This window comes from Leptospira wolbachii serovar Codice str. CDC (assembly GCF_000332515.2).
Classification (GTDB): domain Bacteria; phylum Spirochaetota; class Leptospiria; order Leptospirales; family Leptospiraceae; genus Leptospira_A; species Leptospira_A wolbachii.
This window is the reverse complement of sequence record NZ_AOGZ02000014.1, coordinates 1,740,062-1,758,925: the sequence shown is the minus strand read 5'-3', so window position 1 is coordinate 1,758,925 and position 18,864 is coordinate 1,740,062. Positions and strand designations below refer to the sequence as shown.

The 18,864-nt window shown below is 37.5% G+C and carries 19 protein-coding genes and 1 other RNA gene; 11 read left to right on the top strand and 9 right to left on the bottom strand.

Features of this window, described 5'->3' with window-relative positions; translation table 11 throughout:
* Positions 1–17: 17 nt before the first annotated feature.
* Both LEP1GSC195_RS13670 and LEP1GSC195_RS13665 read right to left on the bottom strand, forming a co-directional pair.
* The gene (locus tag LEP1GSC195_RS13670; RefSeq protein ID WP_015681683.1) at positions 18–878 is read right to left on the bottom strand and encodes an alpha/beta hydrolase; all 861 of its coding nucleotides are present in this window, start codon (positions 876–878) and stop codon (positions 18–20) included.
* Positions 879–907: 29 nt separating this feature from the next.
* On the bottom strand, positions 908–1,504 hold the full coding sequence (locus LEP1GSC195_RS13665; protein ID WP_015681166.1) for a TetR/AcrR family transcriptional regulator: 597 nt from the start codon (positions 1,502–1,504) through the stop codon (positions 908–910).
* Positions 1,505–1,628: 124 nt separating this feature from the next.
* Between LEP1GSC195_RS13665 and LEP1GSC195_RS13660 the strand changes: the two genes are divergently transcribed.
* Together LEP1GSC195_RS13660 and LEP1GSC195_RS13655 are read left to right on the top strand one after the other, a co-directional pair.
* Entirely contained in the window at positions 1,629–2,207 is a 579-nt protein-coding gene (locus LEP1GSC195_RS13660; RefSeq protein ID WP_015681584.1) for a hypothetical protein, read from the top strand.
* Between the two features lie 276 nt (positions 2,208–2,483).
* The gene (locus LEP1GSC195_RS13655; protein ID WP_015681644.1) at positions 2,484–3,494 is read left to right on the top strand and encodes a type I restriction enzyme HsdR N-terminal domain-containing protein; all 1,011 of its coding nucleotides are present in this window, start codon (positions 2,484–2,486) and stop codon (positions 3,492–3,494) included.
* A 162-nt stretch (positions 3,495–3,656) separates the two neighbouring features.
* Here the strand turns inward: LEP1GSC195_RS13655 and LEP1GSC195_RS13650 are convergent, their stop codons facing one another.
* Together LEP1GSC195_RS13650 and LEP1GSC195_RS13645 are read right to left on the bottom strand one after the other, a co-directional pair.
* Positions 3,657–4,157, bottom strand: a complete 501-nt coding sequence (locus LEP1GSC195_RS13650; RefSeq protein ID WP_015682446.1) for a DUF1579 domain-containing protein — start codon at positions 4,155–4,157, stop codon at positions 3,657–3,659.
* A 261-nt stretch (positions 4,158–4,418) separates the two neighbouring features.
* On the bottom strand, positions 4,419–5,174 hold the full coding sequence (locus tag LEP1GSC195_RS13645; protein WP_015682592.1) for an SDR family NAD(P)-dependent oxidoreductase: 756 nt from the start codon (positions 5,172–5,174) through the stop codon (positions 4,419–4,421).
* 212 nt (positions 5,175–5,386) lie between these two features.
* Here LEP1GSC195_RS13645 and LEP1GSC195_RS13640 point away from each other — a divergent pair, with 212 nt between their 5' ends.
* The 5 genes from LEP1GSC195_RS13640 (at position 5,387) to LEP1GSC195_RS13620 (ending at position 12,576) form a co-directional block, all read left to right on the top strand.
* Positions 5,387–6,250: an AraC family transcriptional regulator gene (locus LEP1GSC195_RS13640; protein WP_015681045.1), complete on the top strand. Its 864-nt coding sequence runs from the start codon at positions 5,387–5,389 to the stop codon at positions 6,248–6,250.
* A gap of 242 nt (positions 6,251–6,492) precedes the next feature.
* Complete coding sequence (locus LEP1GSC195_RS13635) at positions 6,493–7,911, top strand: OmpP1/FadL family transporter (RefSeq protein WP_015680535.1); 1,419 nt, start codon at positions 6,493–6,495, stop codon at positions 7,909–7,911.
* Positions 7,912–8,072: 161 nt separating this feature from the next.
* Positions 8,073–11,126 (top strand): chitobiase/beta-hexosaminidase C-terminal domain-containing protein, encoded by a 3,054-nt coding sequence (locus LEP1GSC195_RS13630; protein ID WP_015682309.1) that lies wholly within the window; start codon positions 8,073–8,075, stop codon positions 11,124–11,126.
* 376 nt (positions 11,127–11,502) lie between these two features.
* The gene (locus LEP1GSC195_RS13625) at positions 11,503–12,165 is read left to right on the top strand and encodes a DUF1554 domain-containing protein (RefSeq protein WP_015680937.1); all 663 of its coding nucleotides are present in this window, start codon (positions 11,503–11,505) and stop codon (positions 12,163–12,165) included.
* Positions 12,166–12,198: 33 nt separating this feature from the next.
* Positions 12,199–12,576, top strand: a complete 378-nt coding sequence (locus LEP1GSC195_RS13620) for a hypothetical protein (protein ID WP_015682374.1) — start codon at positions 12,199–12,201, stop codon at positions 12,574–12,576.
* A 46-nt stretch (positions 12,577–12,622) separates the two neighbouring features.
* Here LEP1GSC195_RS13620 and LEP1GSC195_RS13615 read toward each other — a convergent pair whose 3' ends face one another.
* Together LEP1GSC195_RS13615 and ssrA are read right to left on the bottom strand one after the other, a co-directional pair.
* Entirely contained in the window at positions 12,623–12,982 is a 360-nt protein-coding gene (locus tag LEP1GSC195_RS13615) for an MliC family protein (RefSeq protein WP_040506748.1), read from the bottom strand.
* Between the two features lie 266 nt (positions 12,983–13,248).
* Positions 13,249–13,600, bottom strand: a transfer-messenger RNA (tmRNA) gene (gene ssrA / locus LEP1GSC195_RS19575).
* A 97-nt stretch (positions 13,601–13,697) separates the two neighbouring features.
* Here ssrA and LEP1GSC195_RS13610 point away from each other — a divergent pair.
* Genes LEP1GSC195_RS13610 through LEP1GSC195_RS20295 form a run of 4 tightly spaced genes read left to right on the top strand, consistent with a single transcriptional unit; the run spans position 13,698 to position 16,824 of the window.
* Entirely contained in the window at positions 13,698–14,834 is a 1,137-nt protein-coding gene (locus LEP1GSC195_RS13610; RefSeq protein ID WP_015681989.1) for an LIC13341 family surface-exposed protein, read from the top strand.
* Positions 14,835–14,840: 6 nt separating this feature from the next.
* Positions 14,841–15,494: an FFLEELY motif protein gene (locus tag LEP1GSC195_RS13605; RefSeq protein WP_015681110.1), complete on the top strand. Its 654-nt coding sequence runs from the start codon at positions 14,841–14,843 to the stop codon at positions 15,492–15,494.
* A complete protein-coding gene (locus LEP1GSC195_RS13600; RefSeq protein ID WP_015681606.1) occupies positions 15,491–16,228 on the top strand; it encodes a flagellar motor protein MotB in 738 nt (245 codons plus the stop codon). The genes LEP1GSC195_RS13605 and LEP1GSC195_RS13600 overlap by 4 nt, the downstream gene beginning before the upstream one ends.
* A gap of 23 nt (positions 16,229–16,251) precedes the next feature.
* Positions 16,252–16,824, top strand: a complete 573-nt coding sequence (locus LEP1GSC195_RS20295; RefSeq protein WP_040506745.1) for an LA_2478/LA_2722/LA_4182 family protein — start codon at positions 16,252–16,254, stop codon at positions 16,822–16,824.
* 92 nt (positions 16,825–16,916) lie between these two features.
* On the opposite strand, the gene LEP1GSC195_RS13590 is transcribed toward LEP1GSC195_RS20295, so the two are convergent.
* The 3 genes from LEP1GSC195_RS13590 to LEP1GSC195_RS13580 all read right to left on the bottom strand — a co-directional run bounded on the left by LEP1GSC195_RS13590 (position 16,917) and on the right by LEP1GSC195_RS13580 (position 18,863).
* On the bottom strand, positions 16,917–17,465 hold the full coding sequence (locus LEP1GSC195_RS13590; protein WP_015680652.1) for a hypothetical protein: 549 nt from the start codon (positions 17,463–17,465) through the stop codon (positions 16,917–16,919).
* Positions 17,462–17,914 (bottom strand): hypothetical protein, encoded by a 453-nt coding sequence (locus LEP1GSC195_RS13585; RefSeq protein ID WP_232227795.1) that lies wholly within the window; start codon positions 17,912–17,914, stop codon positions 17,462–17,464. The genes LEP1GSC195_RS13590 and LEP1GSC195_RS13585 overlap by 4 nt, the downstream gene beginning before the upstream one ends.
* A 367-nt stretch (positions 17,915–18,281) precedes the next feature.
* Entirely contained in the window at positions 18,282–18,863 is a 582-nt protein-coding gene (locus tag LEP1GSC195_RS13580) for a DJ-1/PfpI family protein (RefSeq protein ID WP_015681331.1), read from the bottom strand.
* Between the last annotated feature and the right edge of the window lies 1 nt (position 18,864).

The following is an 18,864-nucleotide window of genomic DNA, read 5'->3' as shown; positions in this document are numbered from 1 at the left end:
CTCTGGCCTTTAGATACTTAATCCTCTTTTAAAAAGTTTAGAATTTCTTCTTTAACACTCTCGGTTCGCAAAATCATTTTGTGGCCGAGACCTTTTGTTGGTACTAACTTAGATTTTTTCCATGCTTTGGAAACAGCAAGGCCCATAGAAAATGGAATTTCCACATCATCTTCATCATGAATGACAAGAAGTGAGTTGTTAAACTTAGGACCTGCAGCTCCTAAATCTAAACTACTCAATGGTTGTTTCACCTTTCGTTCCAATAGGATACGCATGGATTCTTGTTCCTCTTCAGTCAGCTGGTAGTATTCACTGAAACTCTTTCTTAAGATTTCCAATCGTAAGGGTGGTGCAATATAAACTAACTTACTCGCAATAACACCTAATTCTTGTGCTACGGTTGCTACTGCCCCACCAAATGAATGGGTGATGATAAAATCAGGATTACCAATGTCTGCGACAAGCCTACGCACCATCTTTGCTGAAAGAACAATATTCGAATAACGACCAGAAGAAAGTCCATGTCCAGGCAAATCGATTCCAAACACATTGTAACCTTCTTCCAAAAGAGCAGGGACTATTCTCGAAAAATTTCCCGTATTTCCATTCCAACCATGAACGAGAAGAATAGTTTTTCCTTCTCCCTTCCAATGAAAGTATTGGATGCGATGTTCATTCTCTTGAAATTCTTTTTGTTCTGCGAGTGCCAACAGATCCATTTCTTTGCGTGATGTTTTTTGTTTCTGAGTGGATAGAAAATACTGTGCCGCCACATAACCAAAAAACATGGGTTTTCTTTTAGCAAAGGCCCATTTTTCTTCCATGGGGATAGGGTAGGTTCTATTTAAAGTACGAACGATCGTGCTATTTGTAGTCATTACTAATTCCTCTTTTCCTGTTAATTCTTCTAATCTTCATTCTGAAATCGTTTGATTAATTCGTTAAAACTTTGTTTGGTTCTTTTTTCGCAATTTTTGTCTTCTAAAAGTCTGTTATAAAAATGAAAGGCCAAAATGAGTCCCCAAATTTCTTGCACCATCTTATCGACATTTGTATTTGCATCTAACTCTAAAGTGTCTTTTGCATCTTGAACAAATTGTTTTAGAGTCTTTTGCCAACTGAGTTGCGTTTTTTGTAAATGATCTCGGACAACGCCGGGCCTATCATCAAACTCAGAACTAGAGGATAAAAACAAACATCCCCCAGGTAGTTCCGAAGTATTGGCCCATGACAACCACATCTGAAACGCAGTTTTGAGTCTTTGTAGCCCTGGTCTGGTTTTCAGTGCAGGATAAACTACATTTCTTCGAAAGAGTTCACTTCCCACTCTCAGCACTTCGATTTGTAGGTTTTCTTTGGAAGCAAATTTGGCAAAGAGTCCGCTTTTGGACATCCCCAATTCATCGGCTAAGGTTCCAATGGTGAGTCCTTGTAATCCTTGGACACTGGCCACCTGGACAGCCTTTTCCAAAATCGCAGATTTTGTGTCCTCACCTTTGCTCATAAATAAAAGTACGACCGTTCGTTTAAATTTGTAAAGCATTTTTTGGAGGTTTTGCAATATTGGACTGCAAATTTGAATTATTTTTTGACTTGAGTTTGGTAAGGTTTTGATACAATCGTGGCCTATGCAGCAGTACACATTTAACAAATATTTTGCTAAAAAGAGTTTTTTGAAAATCTTTGGTGGTGAAATTCGTATTTTTGATGAGAACAAAAACAACCTTCTCTTTTTCGTAAAACAGAAAGCTTTTAAATTAAAAGAAGATATTACGGTTTATGCAGATGAAACCAAAACAAAAGAACTCTTAAAAATAAAAGCACGTAGCGTAATCGATTTTTCTGCGATTTACGATGTGGTAGATGTCACTTCGAATGAGGCAATTGGATCCCTTCGTAGAAAAGGTTTTAAATCTATACTAAAAGATTCTTGGGAAATACTGGATACAAAAGACCAAGTGGTTGGTTCTATTGATGAAGATAGTATGTTTAAGGCGATTCTCCGTCGTTTTTTAACCAATTTAATTCCTCAAAAATTTTTCATTACATTAAACAAGAATCAGGTGGGAGTTTTGCAACAAACTTTCAATCCTTTTGTTCCTCAATTCAATATAGACTTTTCTTCCGATAATGCCAATTCACTAGATCGAAGGATGGGAATTGCAATCGTAATTTTGTTACAAATCATTGAAGGTAGACAAAATTAGTATTTGGACTAGTGCTTAAATTTATACCCCAATGCTAAGCGTTAAGGATACGGAGGGCTTGGTCACCTGCCATCGTTAGATGGTGGGGGACGGGAGCGTTAGCGCACCCCGGAGGAGCCTGGCCCTGTTTTAGTAGAATGACTACTGTTAGTAGAGATTGGGAACGCACGAATGGAAAATCAATATGTACTTGAGTTTTTTTAAATTTCCATTTTCATAGTTGAATCTCGCCAACTTCAATGAAAAACGAAAAGGAAACATCTTTTTGGAGATACAATGCCGCCAAAAAAAGAAAGTGAGTTTACTGCCATCATCCGTTCCTTGAGGCAAGGTGGACGTGAATCTGAAGTTGAAACTCGCCTCATTGTGCCCCTGATCCATCACCTAGGTTACACGGGTGAGAATTTCAAAGACAAAATTACTTTGAAAGGAGTTGGAGAGGCAGATTTTATCTGTTACGTGGATCAAAATCCTTATCTTGCCATTGAGGCAAAATCAAATACAGTCAATTTATCTGACCCTAGTGCGAAATCTTATTTAGAGGCAAAGTTTCAACTCTTCACTTATATGAATTCAGATAGTTTGTCCGGTGTTCCGTATGGACTCCTAATCAATGGAAAAAATGCGCAGGTATTCCAACGGAAAAACAAAGTTATATTTCCATTCACGGCAATTCTAAACTTAGAAAATGATACAGACAAAACAATTTCTCTTCTCAAAAAAATTCTAAAAAAACCATCGAGTTATCAGAATAAAAAAACACCACTTATAGTCTCTATTTACAATAATAAAGGAGGAGTGGGAAAGACGGTAACAACGGGGAATTTTGATTATATACTCATCGATTGTCCGACAAACTGGAGTTTCTTCAGTAAAATTGGTGTTTCCGTTTCGGATGCGGTATTAATCCCCGTTAACTATCAAGCTGCGCAAGCAATTCATAATGCAGTACAAGTTATAGATAAATTTATCCCAGAAGTTTGGATAGAGAGAAAAGGTGGTGGACCTGAAGTTTTGCCGATACTATTTAATAATGCTTATACAGATCCTACGAGTAAAAAACATTTTGACAATGTTAGAAAAGACGAGATTCGTAAGTTAACCAAAGACAAATGGTATTCCAATCTCTTTGAAAAGGCGATTGAAATTAGACACCATCATGAGATCGCAACATCCTTATTTTTATATATGGATCAAAATGGACCTTCCCCCTATACATTAAAAAATAATCAGACTAAGATATTTAAAGAGTATGAAGAAATTTTAGAAAGCATTTTTGGAAGTTGAAAAATCTTGAGTAAGCCTAAATTAAATTGAGATCTTACCTGTTACGTATTTTTCAAACCTTGAAGTCAGTGGTTGGCTAGACTTTTTTCACCACGGACCATCAATTCTAATGAGTGAATCAATTGTTTACCGATATATTCGATAAATGGATTCAGTTCCCCATCACCCAACTCTTTTATAAAATGTCTCCGTAGCCTTAGCCTCTTCTCCTTCGGGAGAAATATTAAACGCGGTCAAAGAAAATTCTTTGTCACTGATGAATTGAATCTCGGTCCTCCAACCCCAAAGTTTGTCACCATACTCAGGGTTTCCATAAGAACCTGTTACAGAAAATCCGTTCTCCGTGGCATCACCACTGGATAACATAATTTGTGTTCCCATGTGGAAACTATCAATCCAGGAGCTTGTAAATTTTTGGTAGGGAATGTCGAAACCAAGGATCATTTTTCCCACGAACGGTTTCCCTTCCAAACTACTGTGATAATCTATAGAAATAAATCTTCCTTCCAGCAAACTGGTGATAGTTGCTCCAACATCGGATTCATCTGCTAAAACATCTTTTTCAAACCAGGTTTTTGTTTTTCCGCTCCAAATGCCGAGCAGGTTTTGTAATTGGTTGTGAGGTCCATTCTCTAATGACTGTTCGAATTTGCTTTTTGACATATAGTAAACCTTATAAATAATAATATTGAAACCAAAGTTGGTATTTTCTTAATTTGTGTATGGAAGCAGAAATCATTCAAGTAGAAAAGATATTGATTGTTGGAATGCAAATAGAAATGTCTTTATCAGAAAACAAAACGCAAGTGTTATGGAAAAATTTTTGCTCCTAGTCGCCATTTTATTAATTTCAAACCCGGCATTCGGAACCGGGCGAAAATATATTTTGTAACAGCATTTTATTTTTATAGGTCGAACAACGTCTTAAAGTAAATGTCCTCCGGATACTTCAATGTCTTGCGCTGTGACCCATCCGAAATCATCAGAGAGTAAATTCACAATGACTTTTCCAATATCTTCTGGTAATCCAATACGGCCAAAGGCAGTTTGATCGGCCAAAGGTTTGATGTACTCTGGATATTTATCAAATACCCCGTCTCCAAAATTGCTATGAGTTGGGCCAGGAGATACTGTATTAACACGGATTCTGCGAGGAGCTAACTCATTTGCCATATAACGACTCCATGTAGAAAGTGCTGCTTTTAGAGATCCATAGATTGAATATCCTACAAATGCTTTACTACTGGATGAACTTGAGGTATTGACAATGGCACCGTTATCTTCCATAAAACTAACAAGTTTCTGTGATAAGAATATTGGGCCTTTGTAATTGGTATTGAGAATTTGTTCGAAGTATTCATCTGTTAAGTCTGTGAATGTCATTGGTCCACCGATGCCACCGTTATTCACTAAGTAATCAAAACTGTTTCGGTTCCAAATCTCAGAGAGTTTACTTTTTACATCTTCTGCGAACTTTGCAAATGTCTCTTTTTTTGTGAGATCCAACTTCAGAGCAACAGCACGCACTCCTGGGTTTTTCTCAATTTCACTCACTACAGATTCGGCTCGATCTTTGTAAGAATTGTAAGTGAGGATCACACCTACACCTCGTTTGCCGAGCTCCAGTGCCGTTGCTTTGCCAATACCATTACTTCCACCAGTGATGATTGCTATTTTCATAATCTTCTCCTATTCCTTTGTTTTCCTGGTTCTTACCATAGCGGATCTGGAGAACTTTCACAAGATCGGATCGTGCCATTTGTTTGCCTAAAACTGCCAATGTGGAAAAAATTAGGGCTACATTTGCTAAAAAAATGAAGATTTTGAATCAAATAAATGCCTAAAAGGATCATTTGTGCTATGATCGAATGGTGAAAGAAATACTGACTGAGATGATTGAACTTTGTGGAAAGGCAACAACCGAACCAACAAAGACAGAATTACCGAGAGTGCTCATCATCAAAGGGGAAGTGCCAGCCCATCAACTTGCTGCTATATATGAACCGATCATTGGGCTTGTCTTGCAGGGAGGAAAAACGATCTCCATAGGTACTCAAGTGATTCATCTTGAGGCACCTTCTTACTTTGTGATCCCTACTGAAATGCCTGCGACGGGATTTGTAAGACAAGGAGAGAATGGTTTGCCTTACCTATCCGTTGGGATACAGTTAGATCAAACAGTGTTATTGGACTTACTCAATGATATCCCACCTAACAATATAAATTTGAGAAATGGTTCTAGTGAATTTTCAGCCTGTCCTGCCACACCTGGCTTTTTGGAGTCATGCCTACGAATGCTTAGGCTTCTCAAAACTCCAGAACACATTCCTGCGCTCGCTCCCGTCTACGAAAGGGAGATATTATATCATGCTCTCATCGGTCCCGATGGATGGCGACTCCGGCAACTCTTCCAATCACGAGATAAAGAATCGAGTATCCACCAAACAATCCAGTGGGTGCGTCAAAATTTTATCAATTCATTTGAAATTGAACAATTGGCAGACAGAGCTTGTATGGGCATTACCACCTTTCATCGTCAATTCAAATCAATCACTGGTTTAAGTCCGATTCAGTTTCAAAAACAGTTACGACTGTTGGAGGCGAGAAAACTTTTGATGTTTAGTGGTTACTCTGTTACCGATGCCGCGTTAGATGTTGGTTACGAGAGTGTCTCTCAATTTAGTCGAGAATATAGTCGTTTTTTTGGTGCCTCACCCGCCAAAGACGCAAAGGACTTAAGAGATTTGGTGATGTGAATATTTTTCCCGTTCTACAGAAGGTGAGAAAACGTTAGGACGGGATTTACTATTTAGTTTTTTTAGCCTTTCTCTCTCCGTAAGGATTGCATGATACTACGCAATTTGTCCAAAATATAGAGATAAAATGAAATATATATCTGTTATATTGGATTTATATTTCTTTAAATTGGATGATTGGCTTCCAACCTGTATTTAGGTGATAATTTGTTTCCGTACATTTTGTCTCCTAAGGAAATCAAATGAATACAGAAAAAGATAAAAATTACACCTATTACTTAGTAATTTTGGTTCTAGGAATATTCACTGGAACTCGCATTGAGGCGATAGATGGTCTCACTAGAAATGCATTTAACGCACGTTATGAAGGACTTGCCGGAACTAATACGGCTTTGGGAGGTTCGGCGATTGATGTTGCACTCAATCCTGCAAATCTATCCTTAAAAAAAGGGAAACTTTTGGAATTTGGAGCTACGAATTCAACTATTTACACAAGATACCAAGATCGTTTTTTAGATGCAAATCCGCAGTATGTTTATTCGAACGATAAAAAATCAGCCATCAATGCTCCTGCTCCCTATATTGCATTCAAAACGCAGGTCACAGAAAATCTACATTATGGAATTGCATTTTACGTTTCTGGAGGAGCCAAAGGTGGAGTAGATAAAATCACCCGAAACACTCCCACCGGACAGACGTTAAATGATTGGGGCGGTTTGAATCTACCAGCAGGGATCGGAGACAATCCGCAGGTCAAAGAATCCAATTCCAATGAGTTTGCCATTGCCAGATTAGTGAATGGAATCTCTTATGATTTTGGAAAACTTTCTGTTGGAATTAGTATTGAAGGGTTATATGGATACCAAAGATTAAATCAGAAATATTATGATTTAACAGGATCTTTAGAAGTACCTGGTACTGGATCTTATTATGAAAGTAGTAAAAAATCCTTTGCCTTAGGGGGAATTTTCGGACTTAACTATAAGGTAAATGATTGGTTACGAATTGCCTATTCTTACCAAGCCCATGCTGCACTTCCAATGAACGGACATTATACGGTAGGTATCAATAATCCTGCTTATTACAGGACAACGGGAGTTTCTTATTTTTTCAATATGCCCGAAAAACATTCCTTGGGTTTTGCCTTTGGTGCGGACAATCTCAAAGTTGGATTGGATTTTGTTTATACAAATTATGGATCTTACTTACGGAAAGTGACTCAGAAATTAGAAGATCCATGGCTTGCCACACCGATTGGTAACGTACAAGCAGGGGATGCACAATTGAATTTTAGAGATCAGTTTGCTGCCCTCATTGGACTAGAACATAAGGTAACGGAAAGTTGGATCTACCGATTGGGGTATAGTTACAATACACTTCCCATCAAAAGTAATGGGTTAGGTGGATCTACCGGAGGATTTTTTTCCTTACACCATGTGGTGGCTGCGGGTTTTAGTTATCTCTTTGATAAATGGAGTCTTGATTTTGGGATTAGTTACAACGGCCCAAGAAACAAAATTTTTGGTGCCAAAGGAACAGACTGGGATTTGTCCCACTACATTCGGACAGGACCTATTTCCTTTAATGGTCTAGGATATAGTTATAATGCTGAGTCTTCTTTCGTGAACGTTACATTAGGTGCTACAAGATCTTTTGAATGAGGTGACGAAAAGCGGTTCTTCTGAAGAGGACCAATAGACCTATGTTAAACGATGTTCTATTGGTCCTAAACACCTAACTAATACATTGACAATTTTTTCTAAAGATGAAATTTTGAGTACCCAAGTGGAAAATGATTTTGAATTTGAAAAAGGACTTTGGAATGAATCGAAAACTATTGTTTGTGTTATTGTTAGGTATTTTCTCTTTTAATTGTATAGGATTTTTACTTCCTAACAAAGAACAAAAAAATCCATCAATGTTCCAGTCGTTACTGGGATTCTTTTGGGGAAACCCTAACAATGTGCGAACAGTTTCGGGAGAAGTTGGTCCTGCCGGTGGATCTTTGAAGGCCTCCGATGGTAGTTTTTCTTTTGAGATTCCTCCTGGTGCTTTGGCAGAGACAAAAGTCATTACCATTTCCCGTGACGCATCATCCAATGGCTCCATTCCTGCTGAATATGGTTCAGCAACTCCCATATTTAAATTTGAACCAGAAGGTTTGAAGTTTTCAAAACCTGCCACTCTCACTGTTACCTATAATCAGGGAAATTTTGTCGAAGCAGGTATCGAAGAACGATCCTTGGGAATGTATTATATCAAAGACGACTCTACTTTGGAAAAAATGAAAAAGGTAGCAGTGGACTATTCCAACAATACCATCAAGGTAGAGGTGATTCATTTTTCTTTTGGAGTAGGTCTAAACATTCAAATTTGGTTGGTATCCAGCGGTATCATAACAAACCCAACAGTGGTTACCAACATTGCCAATAATATCATCGATGAATTGTCTAATTATGCTGATTACGGATATGCCAGTGTTAGCGAATACTACCAAGCCAATGCTGGGGTTTTGGGTCCCCTTCTGAATCAATTGGTGGCAGTTTTGGGGACCGACCCCATTACTGCAGCCTTTCCAACCGCTGATTTTGATGGTGACGGAGCACCTAACTTTGAAGATCCGATGGTTCCATCCCTTGGGCCTGTCATTACTGTAAGTTCCATTAGTTCTGCATATATTAGTGCGACCAATGGATCTATCAATTCTACAGATTTTACTTGGCGTTCTTCCAAAACAGGAACCTATTCCATTAGAAAAAACGCTGCTGATTGTAATACGGGAACTATCATCTATTCTGGAAATGTAACAGCTAACGTTAACAACAATTCTGGATCTATATTGGCTTCTTCCTTAAACTTGGGAACAAACGCAATTCGGGTTTGTGTGATTAGTGCGGGAGTCACAGGTTTTGGTGTGGCTTCAGTGACTCGTGATGATGCAGCACCGGGTGTCACTGTCCTACCTTCTGGCGGAAGTTTTGGAACCATTCAGTCTGTTGTCGCGAATTGTTCTGATACCGGTGGAGCCGGTTGTTCTAAAATTGTTTATACATCTAATGGCACATCACCAGCGTTCAACGCCAATTGTTCCATTTCTAATGGAACACAATACACAGGTTCTTTGACAACTCCCAACCAAACGACGACTACATACAAATTTAAAAGCTGTGACAATGCAGGAAACCAATCTATTGTCTATAGCGAATCGTATACGGTGGACACTATCATTCCTACGATTACGATCAACAGTGTACTTCCATCCACTTATCTGATGTCAGGTCAGACAGCTACTATCAGTTGGAAGTCGGATAAAGAGGGTGGTTACGAAGTGAAACTCGGAACTTCTTGTGCTACGGGAACCACTCTCACAGGGACGAATGTCACTGGAAATGTATCGGCAAATGTCAGTACCACTTCGGAAATTCCTGTTTCTTCCTTAGGTGCGGAAGGTTCCAAATCTATTTTTGTTTGTGTTTCCAATCTGGTGGGAACCAAAGGGGGGACTTCTGTCGATATAATCGTAGATTTTACAATTCCTACTATCGCTGCCTCAGTAAACACTGGAACTTATACCACACCGCAGACTCTTACAATTAGTTGTACTGACATCCACTCCGGCTGCCATGAAATCATTTATACAAACAATGGAACCACACCGGCTTTCGATGCCTCTGGCACGATCGTGAATGGTCAATTGTATACTGGTTCTATTATCACACCTAATAATGCCGTATTAGAATACCGGTTTCTTGCAAGAGACCATGCGGGCAATGTATCGGGAGAATTGGTTAGAAATTATACGATTGGAGAGTTGATTCCGAAGTTTACATCGTTTGATGCACCAGAATATGGAATGAAAGGTGTGATTGATGAAACGGAAAAATCAATCACTTTGCACATTAATAATCCCATGCATCCCTTTATACTACCGACCTACACAACCGAAAATACTACTTCCATAGTCTATACTCATGCTCTTCCGCAATTAATTGAATTTCAACCGGATGACGAGTCGGTACATTTAACTTATATGGAAGGTAGACAATTATCGGCAGAATTGACTTTAATCAGTCCAACAGGTACTACAGTAAATTATAAAATTTATACAATGATGTTAAACGCCAGTGTTGATCCAAGTATTATGGGTTTATCAGCTCAATACAAATTATTTTTGATAGGTTGGTTTAGCGAACAGGCACAGTTTCATTTCGAAACACCAAATGGAAACATTCCGATTTCTTGTGCTAAGGTGTATAATTGGAATGAATTCAACCGTAGTTACTTATGTAATTTTACGCCGATTAATAACGCAAACGGGTATCTGATGGATTTGGTTGTTACAGAAACTCCTCCATTCCATACTTTTAGGTATCCAAAAAAGTTTAAAATGGCGGCTGTAAAAAACGGTGCGGGTGAAGCTAACGGAGAAATTCCTTATTGTTATATTAAATATCCGACATCTATTACTCAACCTGTGCCGGGAGATTCTGAGATGATTTATGCTAGGGTGTATTATCCTGGACTGACAAACTATCTCGTTGAGAATGCAGCAGTAACTGGTCATATTGGAATCGGAACATACGGTACTGATCCACGAACAAGTAGTAGTTGGCGTTTTGTTCCTGCAAAATTTAATCCAACAGACTTTATTGATCATATCAATAATGCGGAATACGCTGCAAAAGTTTCTGTCTATCCTGGTATTACTAAGTTTTCTTATGTAGCTAGGTTCTCAATCGATGGTGGACTGAATTATACATATTGCGATACGGATGGTAGTGGATCCAATGTTAATTTTGGCGGTACCTATTATCCAGAACTTGAATTTACGTTAGATAAATTAGGATTAATCAATGTAACGAATCCAAATCCTTAGATAAGTGATATGGATTTTCAATCTAGAAGAAAATCTTCTCTCAAAATCAAGGACACTGAACAATGAATTCTATTGGCCTGGTCGGTCCACCGGTTATTGTTATTCATTGCAATCATCATTGTCAAGATTACTTTTTCAAATCAATTGTTTGCAATTATTTATAATTGCGATTTGTGATTCTAGATTTGATTATTGAACCATATAACATTAATTTGGTTATGAACATTGATCGTATCTCGAAAGTTTGAATTTTAAAACGATTCCATTTATAGTTTGTCCGAGATAATAAAAACATTACCAACACAAGTTGAGTAATTCCATTTTTGCGTATTGATTTCCTGGTTGATCCGAAAGTGAATCAGGATAGAATGTAAGGATGCACTTCCGGCTTCTTCTCATACTTACCATCTTCTCTTATTGCAATGAACCAAGACTCAACAACCAAAGTGAGTTTGGGACTGATTCTTATCTGGAGAATCAAGTGCTCCTTTGTCTCACAGGTAAAGTTTCAGCATGCCAAGCTGCGATTCCAGTCTGTACCGAATGTCGGTTTTTTTCTACGAGCATCACTTACAATGGCAATAGAGGTGGGATCGCTGGAGCGGATGCCATATGTATGAATGATGCAAAAAAACCGGTGGAACCATCAAGAGCAGTCTTCAAAGCCTTTCTAGTAGATGATGTGAATCGAATTGCTTGTACAACCGCGAATTGTACTGGCGGAGTATCTGAACATGTGGATTGGGTATTAAAGCCTGATACAACTTATAAAAGGGCAGTGGATGGAGTTACCATAGTGACTACGAATGGTGAGGGAATCTTTACAACCCAACCAGGTGATGCAGAAAATCCAACAGTTTCTCAAATTATAACTGGCTTTAGTGCAGGTGGTTGGATCACTCGTTCCAGTGGGCATTGTGTTAGCTGGACAGAAGGAACAACTGGTATCACGGGTCTTTCTTCGAGCAATAATTTGACAATCACTGGAGGTGGAAACTACTGCGTTACCCCAACCGTTATCCTGTGTGTGGAACAGTAGTGGGATTTAAAATTTATTATCTGTTTCCATTGTTTGTCCTCTTCACCGAAACAATCTCTCTTTCATTGGTTTTTAGGTTTTTATTTTCGACTGCTCTGTATTCTAGCTGTTGATTTGGTTGTCACAATTATCAACGGAAAGGTATTGGGTTTAGCGAGTATTTATGAAAAACCTGTGGCAACTTTGATTGGTATGGGTGTCGTTCTATTGCTATTTTTCTTTTTGTTCTCTATTATTGATAAGTTAACAAAGTTTGTTCTGAAAATGACCGTGGAAATTGGAAATCTTTTGGTCTTTCGTAAATCAGCTGTCTTACTTATATTATGCGGAATATCATATGGATTCTATATGCTTTATTTTCACACTTGGTTTGGTTTTTGGCCAAAGATTAAAATTGCATCTTTTCTATGAATAAAACATTAATGAAGCAATTATTTTATCAATGATTTTGATCTAATCAAATTTCTTTATATTTATTAGTGATTTCCCAATCGCCTTTCCCATCCAGTTCCATCATAAAAGCTTCGCCACCTTTTGTCCACCAAACCAAAGTTTTGTCATCAGTATAACGAACTCCTGATGCTGCGAATCCTTGTTTCAAAATGATAGGTTGGCGATTCGGAATTTTTAAAGTCACAGAGTATGTATCTTTCCCATCTGAAGGATTGTGATACACGGCCGTAACTTTTTGACCATTGCTATCTTGATAAACTACTTTAATTTCTTCGTAAGTAGGTGAACAAAGGAATGAGGTTAGGCAAACAGTAGCTATTATAGTAATATGAGAGATGAATTTCGAATGGAAATATGTTTTCAATTTGATTCACCCAATTCTATCGCATCAAATGACAAAACTCAAATAGGAAAAAAGAATTCCAAACTATTTCTTGCTCTCGCAGCCGTTCTACTATCGTCGCAAATTGTCTGTTAAATGATGTCTAAAACTTGAATACAGAAAGAAATTCCAATATACTTTAGCTAATAACCCGGTGGAGGCGTTTGCTTCGAAAAGCACCCAGGGATGGGTGCGGGCGCGAAATCTGGCCACGGAGGGCCAGTTGAGCGCGAGAAGCGAACGTCGAAACGTGGAGACGCCGGGAGTCGAACCCGGGTCCTATCGTCCTCAAATGCAGCTTCTACACGTTTAGTTTGCAAATAAATTTCGGAAAGACTTACCCTACAAACGGGGGACTAATTCCTATCCTACTTAGAGTTCAATTCGGCCCGAAGCGGGCGACAGTTCCGAAAGGTCCTTAGAGAGGTGTCGGTTTCTTGGCCACCTAAGGAAACAGCCATGGAAACCGTAGAGCTTAAAACTAAGCTGCTAGAGCAAATTCGTTATTTGCAGTTATTGTTTTGAAGGTTTTTAAGAGGACCCTCACCCCTACGTGCCACTGAATCCAAGCCAACAACAGTCGAAACCAATGTCGTCCCCAATTCTTACTACTTAGACGAGTATATCGGAAGAGTTAGGAAGGAAAAGCAAAAAAGGTTGAATTGGAGTTTTGGTATGATGGAATGAAAGAATTCCTATGAATTTATCCCTTCGGCTTCCATTTACAGCGACTTTCTTTCTATTTTTGGCCTTGTCTTGCTCCCAAAAGGAACTTCCTTCTGATGTTGAAATTCGGGAGGCAGTTTACGGAAAGGATGGTGGACAGATCATTCGGGTTTTAGGCCAAAAACAAATCAATTTGGACGAATCACCCGAAATGGAAACTTTGGTTTTGTTCCAATCGGGGACAAGCGAGGTGCTTGCGGCCTTTCGTAAAGAAGGTTCGAGTTGGACCTTTCTTTGGAGGTTGGAATATTTTTTACAAAACCTAGGGCCCATGTTTTATGATGCCAAACTGAAATCCTGGGTTTCGGGATCGGCACCAGGAAAAGAAAAAAATACCTTTGCTGGGGATTGTCTTCGCCGGATTGTAGTTGCGGAACTTCCTGGAGATAATTTTAATTCTGTATTTATTGAAGTACTTGCCGAAGAACCGCCGTTAGGTTTATTTTCCGTTCCTATGGGATACCGCAAAGGCAAAAAAATTTGGGATGGATTTCAACTTAAAGAACACGAAGAGTTAAAGCGAAGCAAACGAGTGGATTTTGAATACAGTGTTAAGGACAAATCCTTTCGTATTTTTCCAACCAATCCAAATTTTTCTCAGGAATTTGTCTTCAATGGTTGGGAGATGATTGCAAACCTTCCCATGCAACCTGTGCCTTCTTTTGTATCCTTAGAAGTGGTTCCAAAATTTGAGATCGGTAAAGAATCCCAAGTTACATTGCAACTTAAGAATCGTGGAAACTATGTAAGTTTGGCATATCTTTCTTTGTCTTTCCCAGAAGCGGGAAACGTTCGACTCGCGGGGGAAACCCAAGGAGTTCGTTTGTATAAAAAGGGAGATATTGTTTATAATGTTGTCTCAAATAAGAAAATTCCTGCAGAGTATCCTTTATTAGAAGTAACAAAGGAGGGTTGGGCCAATAACTTTCGTTATGGGGTTAAGTTTTTTTATACTCCGAAAGAATCAATGACACCAAAGATTTTATTTCGTTCTACTTATAAATTTTATCATGAGATAGTATCGATTCCGAATCAATTTTCGATTGCTCCCTTTGAACGTGACCAACAAGGATTTCCTTCCTACCTTTTGGGAGCACCGGCTAACTAAACTGAAATGAAACACCAATTGACGGAAGAAGTCAAACTTGCGAGGAGGGAGATTGTTCGTGTCCAGGTGGATCGATTTCATCTTTATTATTATGATTTTTTCCACCGCAAAGAAACCATTGAGATGGCAAAATTTTTCTTTGAAACAGTTTATAATTTAGATGGAAAGGAAGAATGGGAGGAGTTGGCTTTTACTACTTATGATAAAGTCAAAAACATGATGAAGGAAGGCACCAGAGAAAGTGTCGAACGACTTATGGAACTCAATACCATTACGGATGAACTGGACATCCAAATGGCGAAACTTCTCCTTTCGAAAGGGTGGCAACCTGGAAAGGAAATGGATCAAGAGGAATACTTTGCACTTTTTTGCGAATTGGATGAAAGAGAGACTCGAAAAAAACAATTAGAAGTTGTACTCTTTAATCTGAAAAAATTCTATGAATTGGCGCACAAACCAGTGAGTGCTTATATTATTAAACCAGCCGCTATGATGTCTCGTTTACTTGGAGTGTATCCTTTGTTTAAAAAAGTGGAACAGGGATACTATGCCACTTTACCTGTCGGCCAAGATTTATTTAACGAGTTCTATACAAAAGTAAAGGAAAAGGAATGGGAATTTTTATATAAAGCCTTCCCAACTCTCAAAGAGGAAACATGAGAAGACGTTCCAGATTTGTATCAAAAGAAGAAGAACATATAGAGGCACATGATCGCTGGTTATTGACCTATGCCGATATGATTACATTGTTACTTGGGCTTTTTATTATACTCTATGCCATCAGTAAAGTTGATGCCAACCGCCTAACAGAAGTAGCAAAAGATATCAAACGAGGTTTTGGCTTAAATGTAAGTTCGGTTGGAGCCATTTTAGAAGGTGGATCCGGAATTTTAGATGATGACACGATGGAGCCAAAGTCACAAGTGTTTCGGCTTTGGGAACGGATTGGTTTTGCTTTGAAGGCACTTCGCGAAAAAGCAAAGTTGAAACTTGGTCTTGCGGAAACGGAAGAACTCAAGTTGACTTTTGCTGGTTCCGATTTGGATTCGGATGATATATTAAAAGCAGATCCAGATCTTAAATTTGCTTTTGAACAATTAGCTGTTTTATCCAAAGGGATGGACATAGACATAGTCGTTCGTGTACAAATTCCGTATGAATCACAAATTGATAAATCGAAATTTCAAAATTCATGGGACTACCATTCCCATAGAGCTTCTTTACTTGCTGAAAAATTAGTCAACGAATATGGCATTCCCAAAGAACAGGTTTCTGTTCAAGGTTATGCGGTCTTTCAGAAAGCAAAAGAATCAGACACCCCGGAAAAAAAAGCCAAAGAAGAGCGAATCGAAATTCTCATTCGTAAAAAAGAAACATTAGAAAATCCGAAATAATAAAAGGAATATATTAAGAATCTATGAAATTCAGAAATACACTCGATTTAATTTTTTGTGAAGCTAAAAGTGCTGCGTATATTGCACATTCTTTCGCGACTATACGTAATACGGTTAAAACCCAAATAACTCGGGTTGTTAAACGTATTACAATTAACTCGCAAACTTGCCACTTACTTCCTAAGCCAAAATTAAAACAGGGCATACGTACTTTTCTATCGATTCTGATATTAGTTTCTGCGGTATCTTGTAAAAAAGATAAAGGCATTGTGAACGTAGAATGGCAGAATGAATCTTTGAGTTTAACGGCCGAGATTTGTGCAAAATACAGAGAATGTGCAGATAAAGAATGGAAATCCATTCCCGAGAACCTAAAGAAATTTACGGAAGGTCGATTGGAAGAATCACAATGCCAAAAACGATTCCGAGAAAGTAATGCTTACAAACTGATTGGAGCTGATCCTTTGGTCATACAAACTTCATATAAAGAATGTCATTTAAAAATATTGCAGTTTAGTTGTAAGGATTTACAAGAAGGAAAAATTGAGACAGTTTCATCTTGTGAAATGTTTCAGAAGATCCAGAATGGAAATTAGGATATACTAGTTTTACAAGAATAACTAAATTACTTATTAAGCAAGGTTAAGTACTTAGTTAGTAATTTAGTTAACGTAAATCTATTGTTATATTATTTGTTTTCGATAATATTTGATAATTTTATATTTAGCTCAGTATTCGGAAAATATAATGCTTTTTTTTCCTCTCTAAAAAGATTTATTAACAGCATGGGCCATCCGCGATATTGAGTTAATGATAAGCTATAGTTAATGTTAGTTGGCTTATTGTCCTGAAAAATAATAAATTCATAATTTCTATTAAAATTTGAATAATAAGGTATTAATCCTAAGGAGAAAAGATTTGGAAGTTCGTAATAAACTTCCTTATTTATGTCTAAGGTGTTACTATTCAAAATTACAACCAAATCGTAACTGTTACGTAATTGGAAATTTTCTTTGGATATTTTCATTCTATCAACGTTATGACCACGTTTGACTAATAAATCTGCCAAATCGTCGAGGTAACCGTCAGTTAAGAAAAGAATATTCTTTTTAGATGCGGAGCTAGTTTGTAAATTCGAAGAATACTTTATATTATTCTCTTTTATTGAGTAGGTATAAAAAGAACTATTGCAGTTAATAAAAAAAAGAACGATTAAAAATTTATATATGAATTTCATTTGATAAAATCTCCGTAAGTATTGTTTATATCTTTGTGATAAAAAATTTCACTTTTGATAGGAATTTCGAAGTCTCCAATTGAGAATATACTAACCAATGTCAATCCTTGAGGTAAAGGACAGCTTATATAATCTTCTCCAGTTTCACCAGGCGCAAGCCAATCTGATGTACTGTCTGGACGTCTCGCTTCGTTTCCCGAATTGCTGCCATCACAAGAAAGCGTAATAAACCCTGAATTTTTTTCTGCATTCTCTTTGTATCTTTCGTATCTTTCTGGAATATCTTTCAGTTTAGATTTGAGCTTAACGGTAATGCCAGCTTCACGGTAAAAATGTTCTAAATCGACAAGATCTGGATTTTTTTTATAAACATCCACAATTCCTGAAAAACTGTTTTTTAATATATAATTAAAATTGTATTCTGAAAATGAAGTTTGTCTTAGTTTCAAATTTCTGTATTTCTTGGTCTTATTTTGAAACGTGAGTTTTATTTTTAAGTATTTATTCGTGTTATCTAACTCTTCTGTCTCATTGATTTCATTGATGATGATTTTCCAACTTTCGTCTTCGTACGAGCTGTTTATTGGTAAATAGGTTCTTCCGTTTAAATTCCATTTGTAGTTAAACGTTTTACAACTAAAAGTGGAAATGAATAATAATACGACGATTAGTTTATGCATTGGCATATTGATTTTGAAATATTACGTTTTGTCTATCAATATAACAAAGAACCGATGGTAATTTGGGATAAATTTTTAGAAAAATGAGTATTCTTATTCAGTTTTTTATTGTGTTTGGCGGTGAAGAATAGAGGATTTAAAATCCCATTAATCCTTTGATATGATTTGAGTTTTCCTCAGTGGTTAACATTTTTAAAAGAAGTAACGCGACACCTATTGCCGTCGCAGGACTCCAACTAGTGATAATATTCTTATCTATAACTATGGGAGAATTTTGAACAATAGCACCTAGTTCTTCTAGTTGTTTTTGTCTGACACTTTTTTTATGATTGTAAGTCGTTGCCTTTCGTTCGTTCAAAACACCAGACTTTGCAATTGGTAAAGCTCCTACACAAATGGATGTTATGATTTTATCTTTTTGGTTAAACTGTCTTATCAATTCCAAAAATTCTGGATGGTACGCTTCTTCATAAAAACCATATTCTTCAAAACCACCTGGTATTGCTAAAGCTTCAAATTCATTGATATCAATTTCATTAATTAAATAATCAACATTGAGTTTAACACCAAAAGCTCCAGTGACTTCTTTAGTAAAACCGCATGTATAAAGTTTTGTTGTTTTGTCTCCATCGACTAGGTTCCAACCGATGACATCGATGAAAACACTGGCTTCAAAAGATTCGAAACCTTTTGCTAGCAGGAGTAATACTTTTTTCATA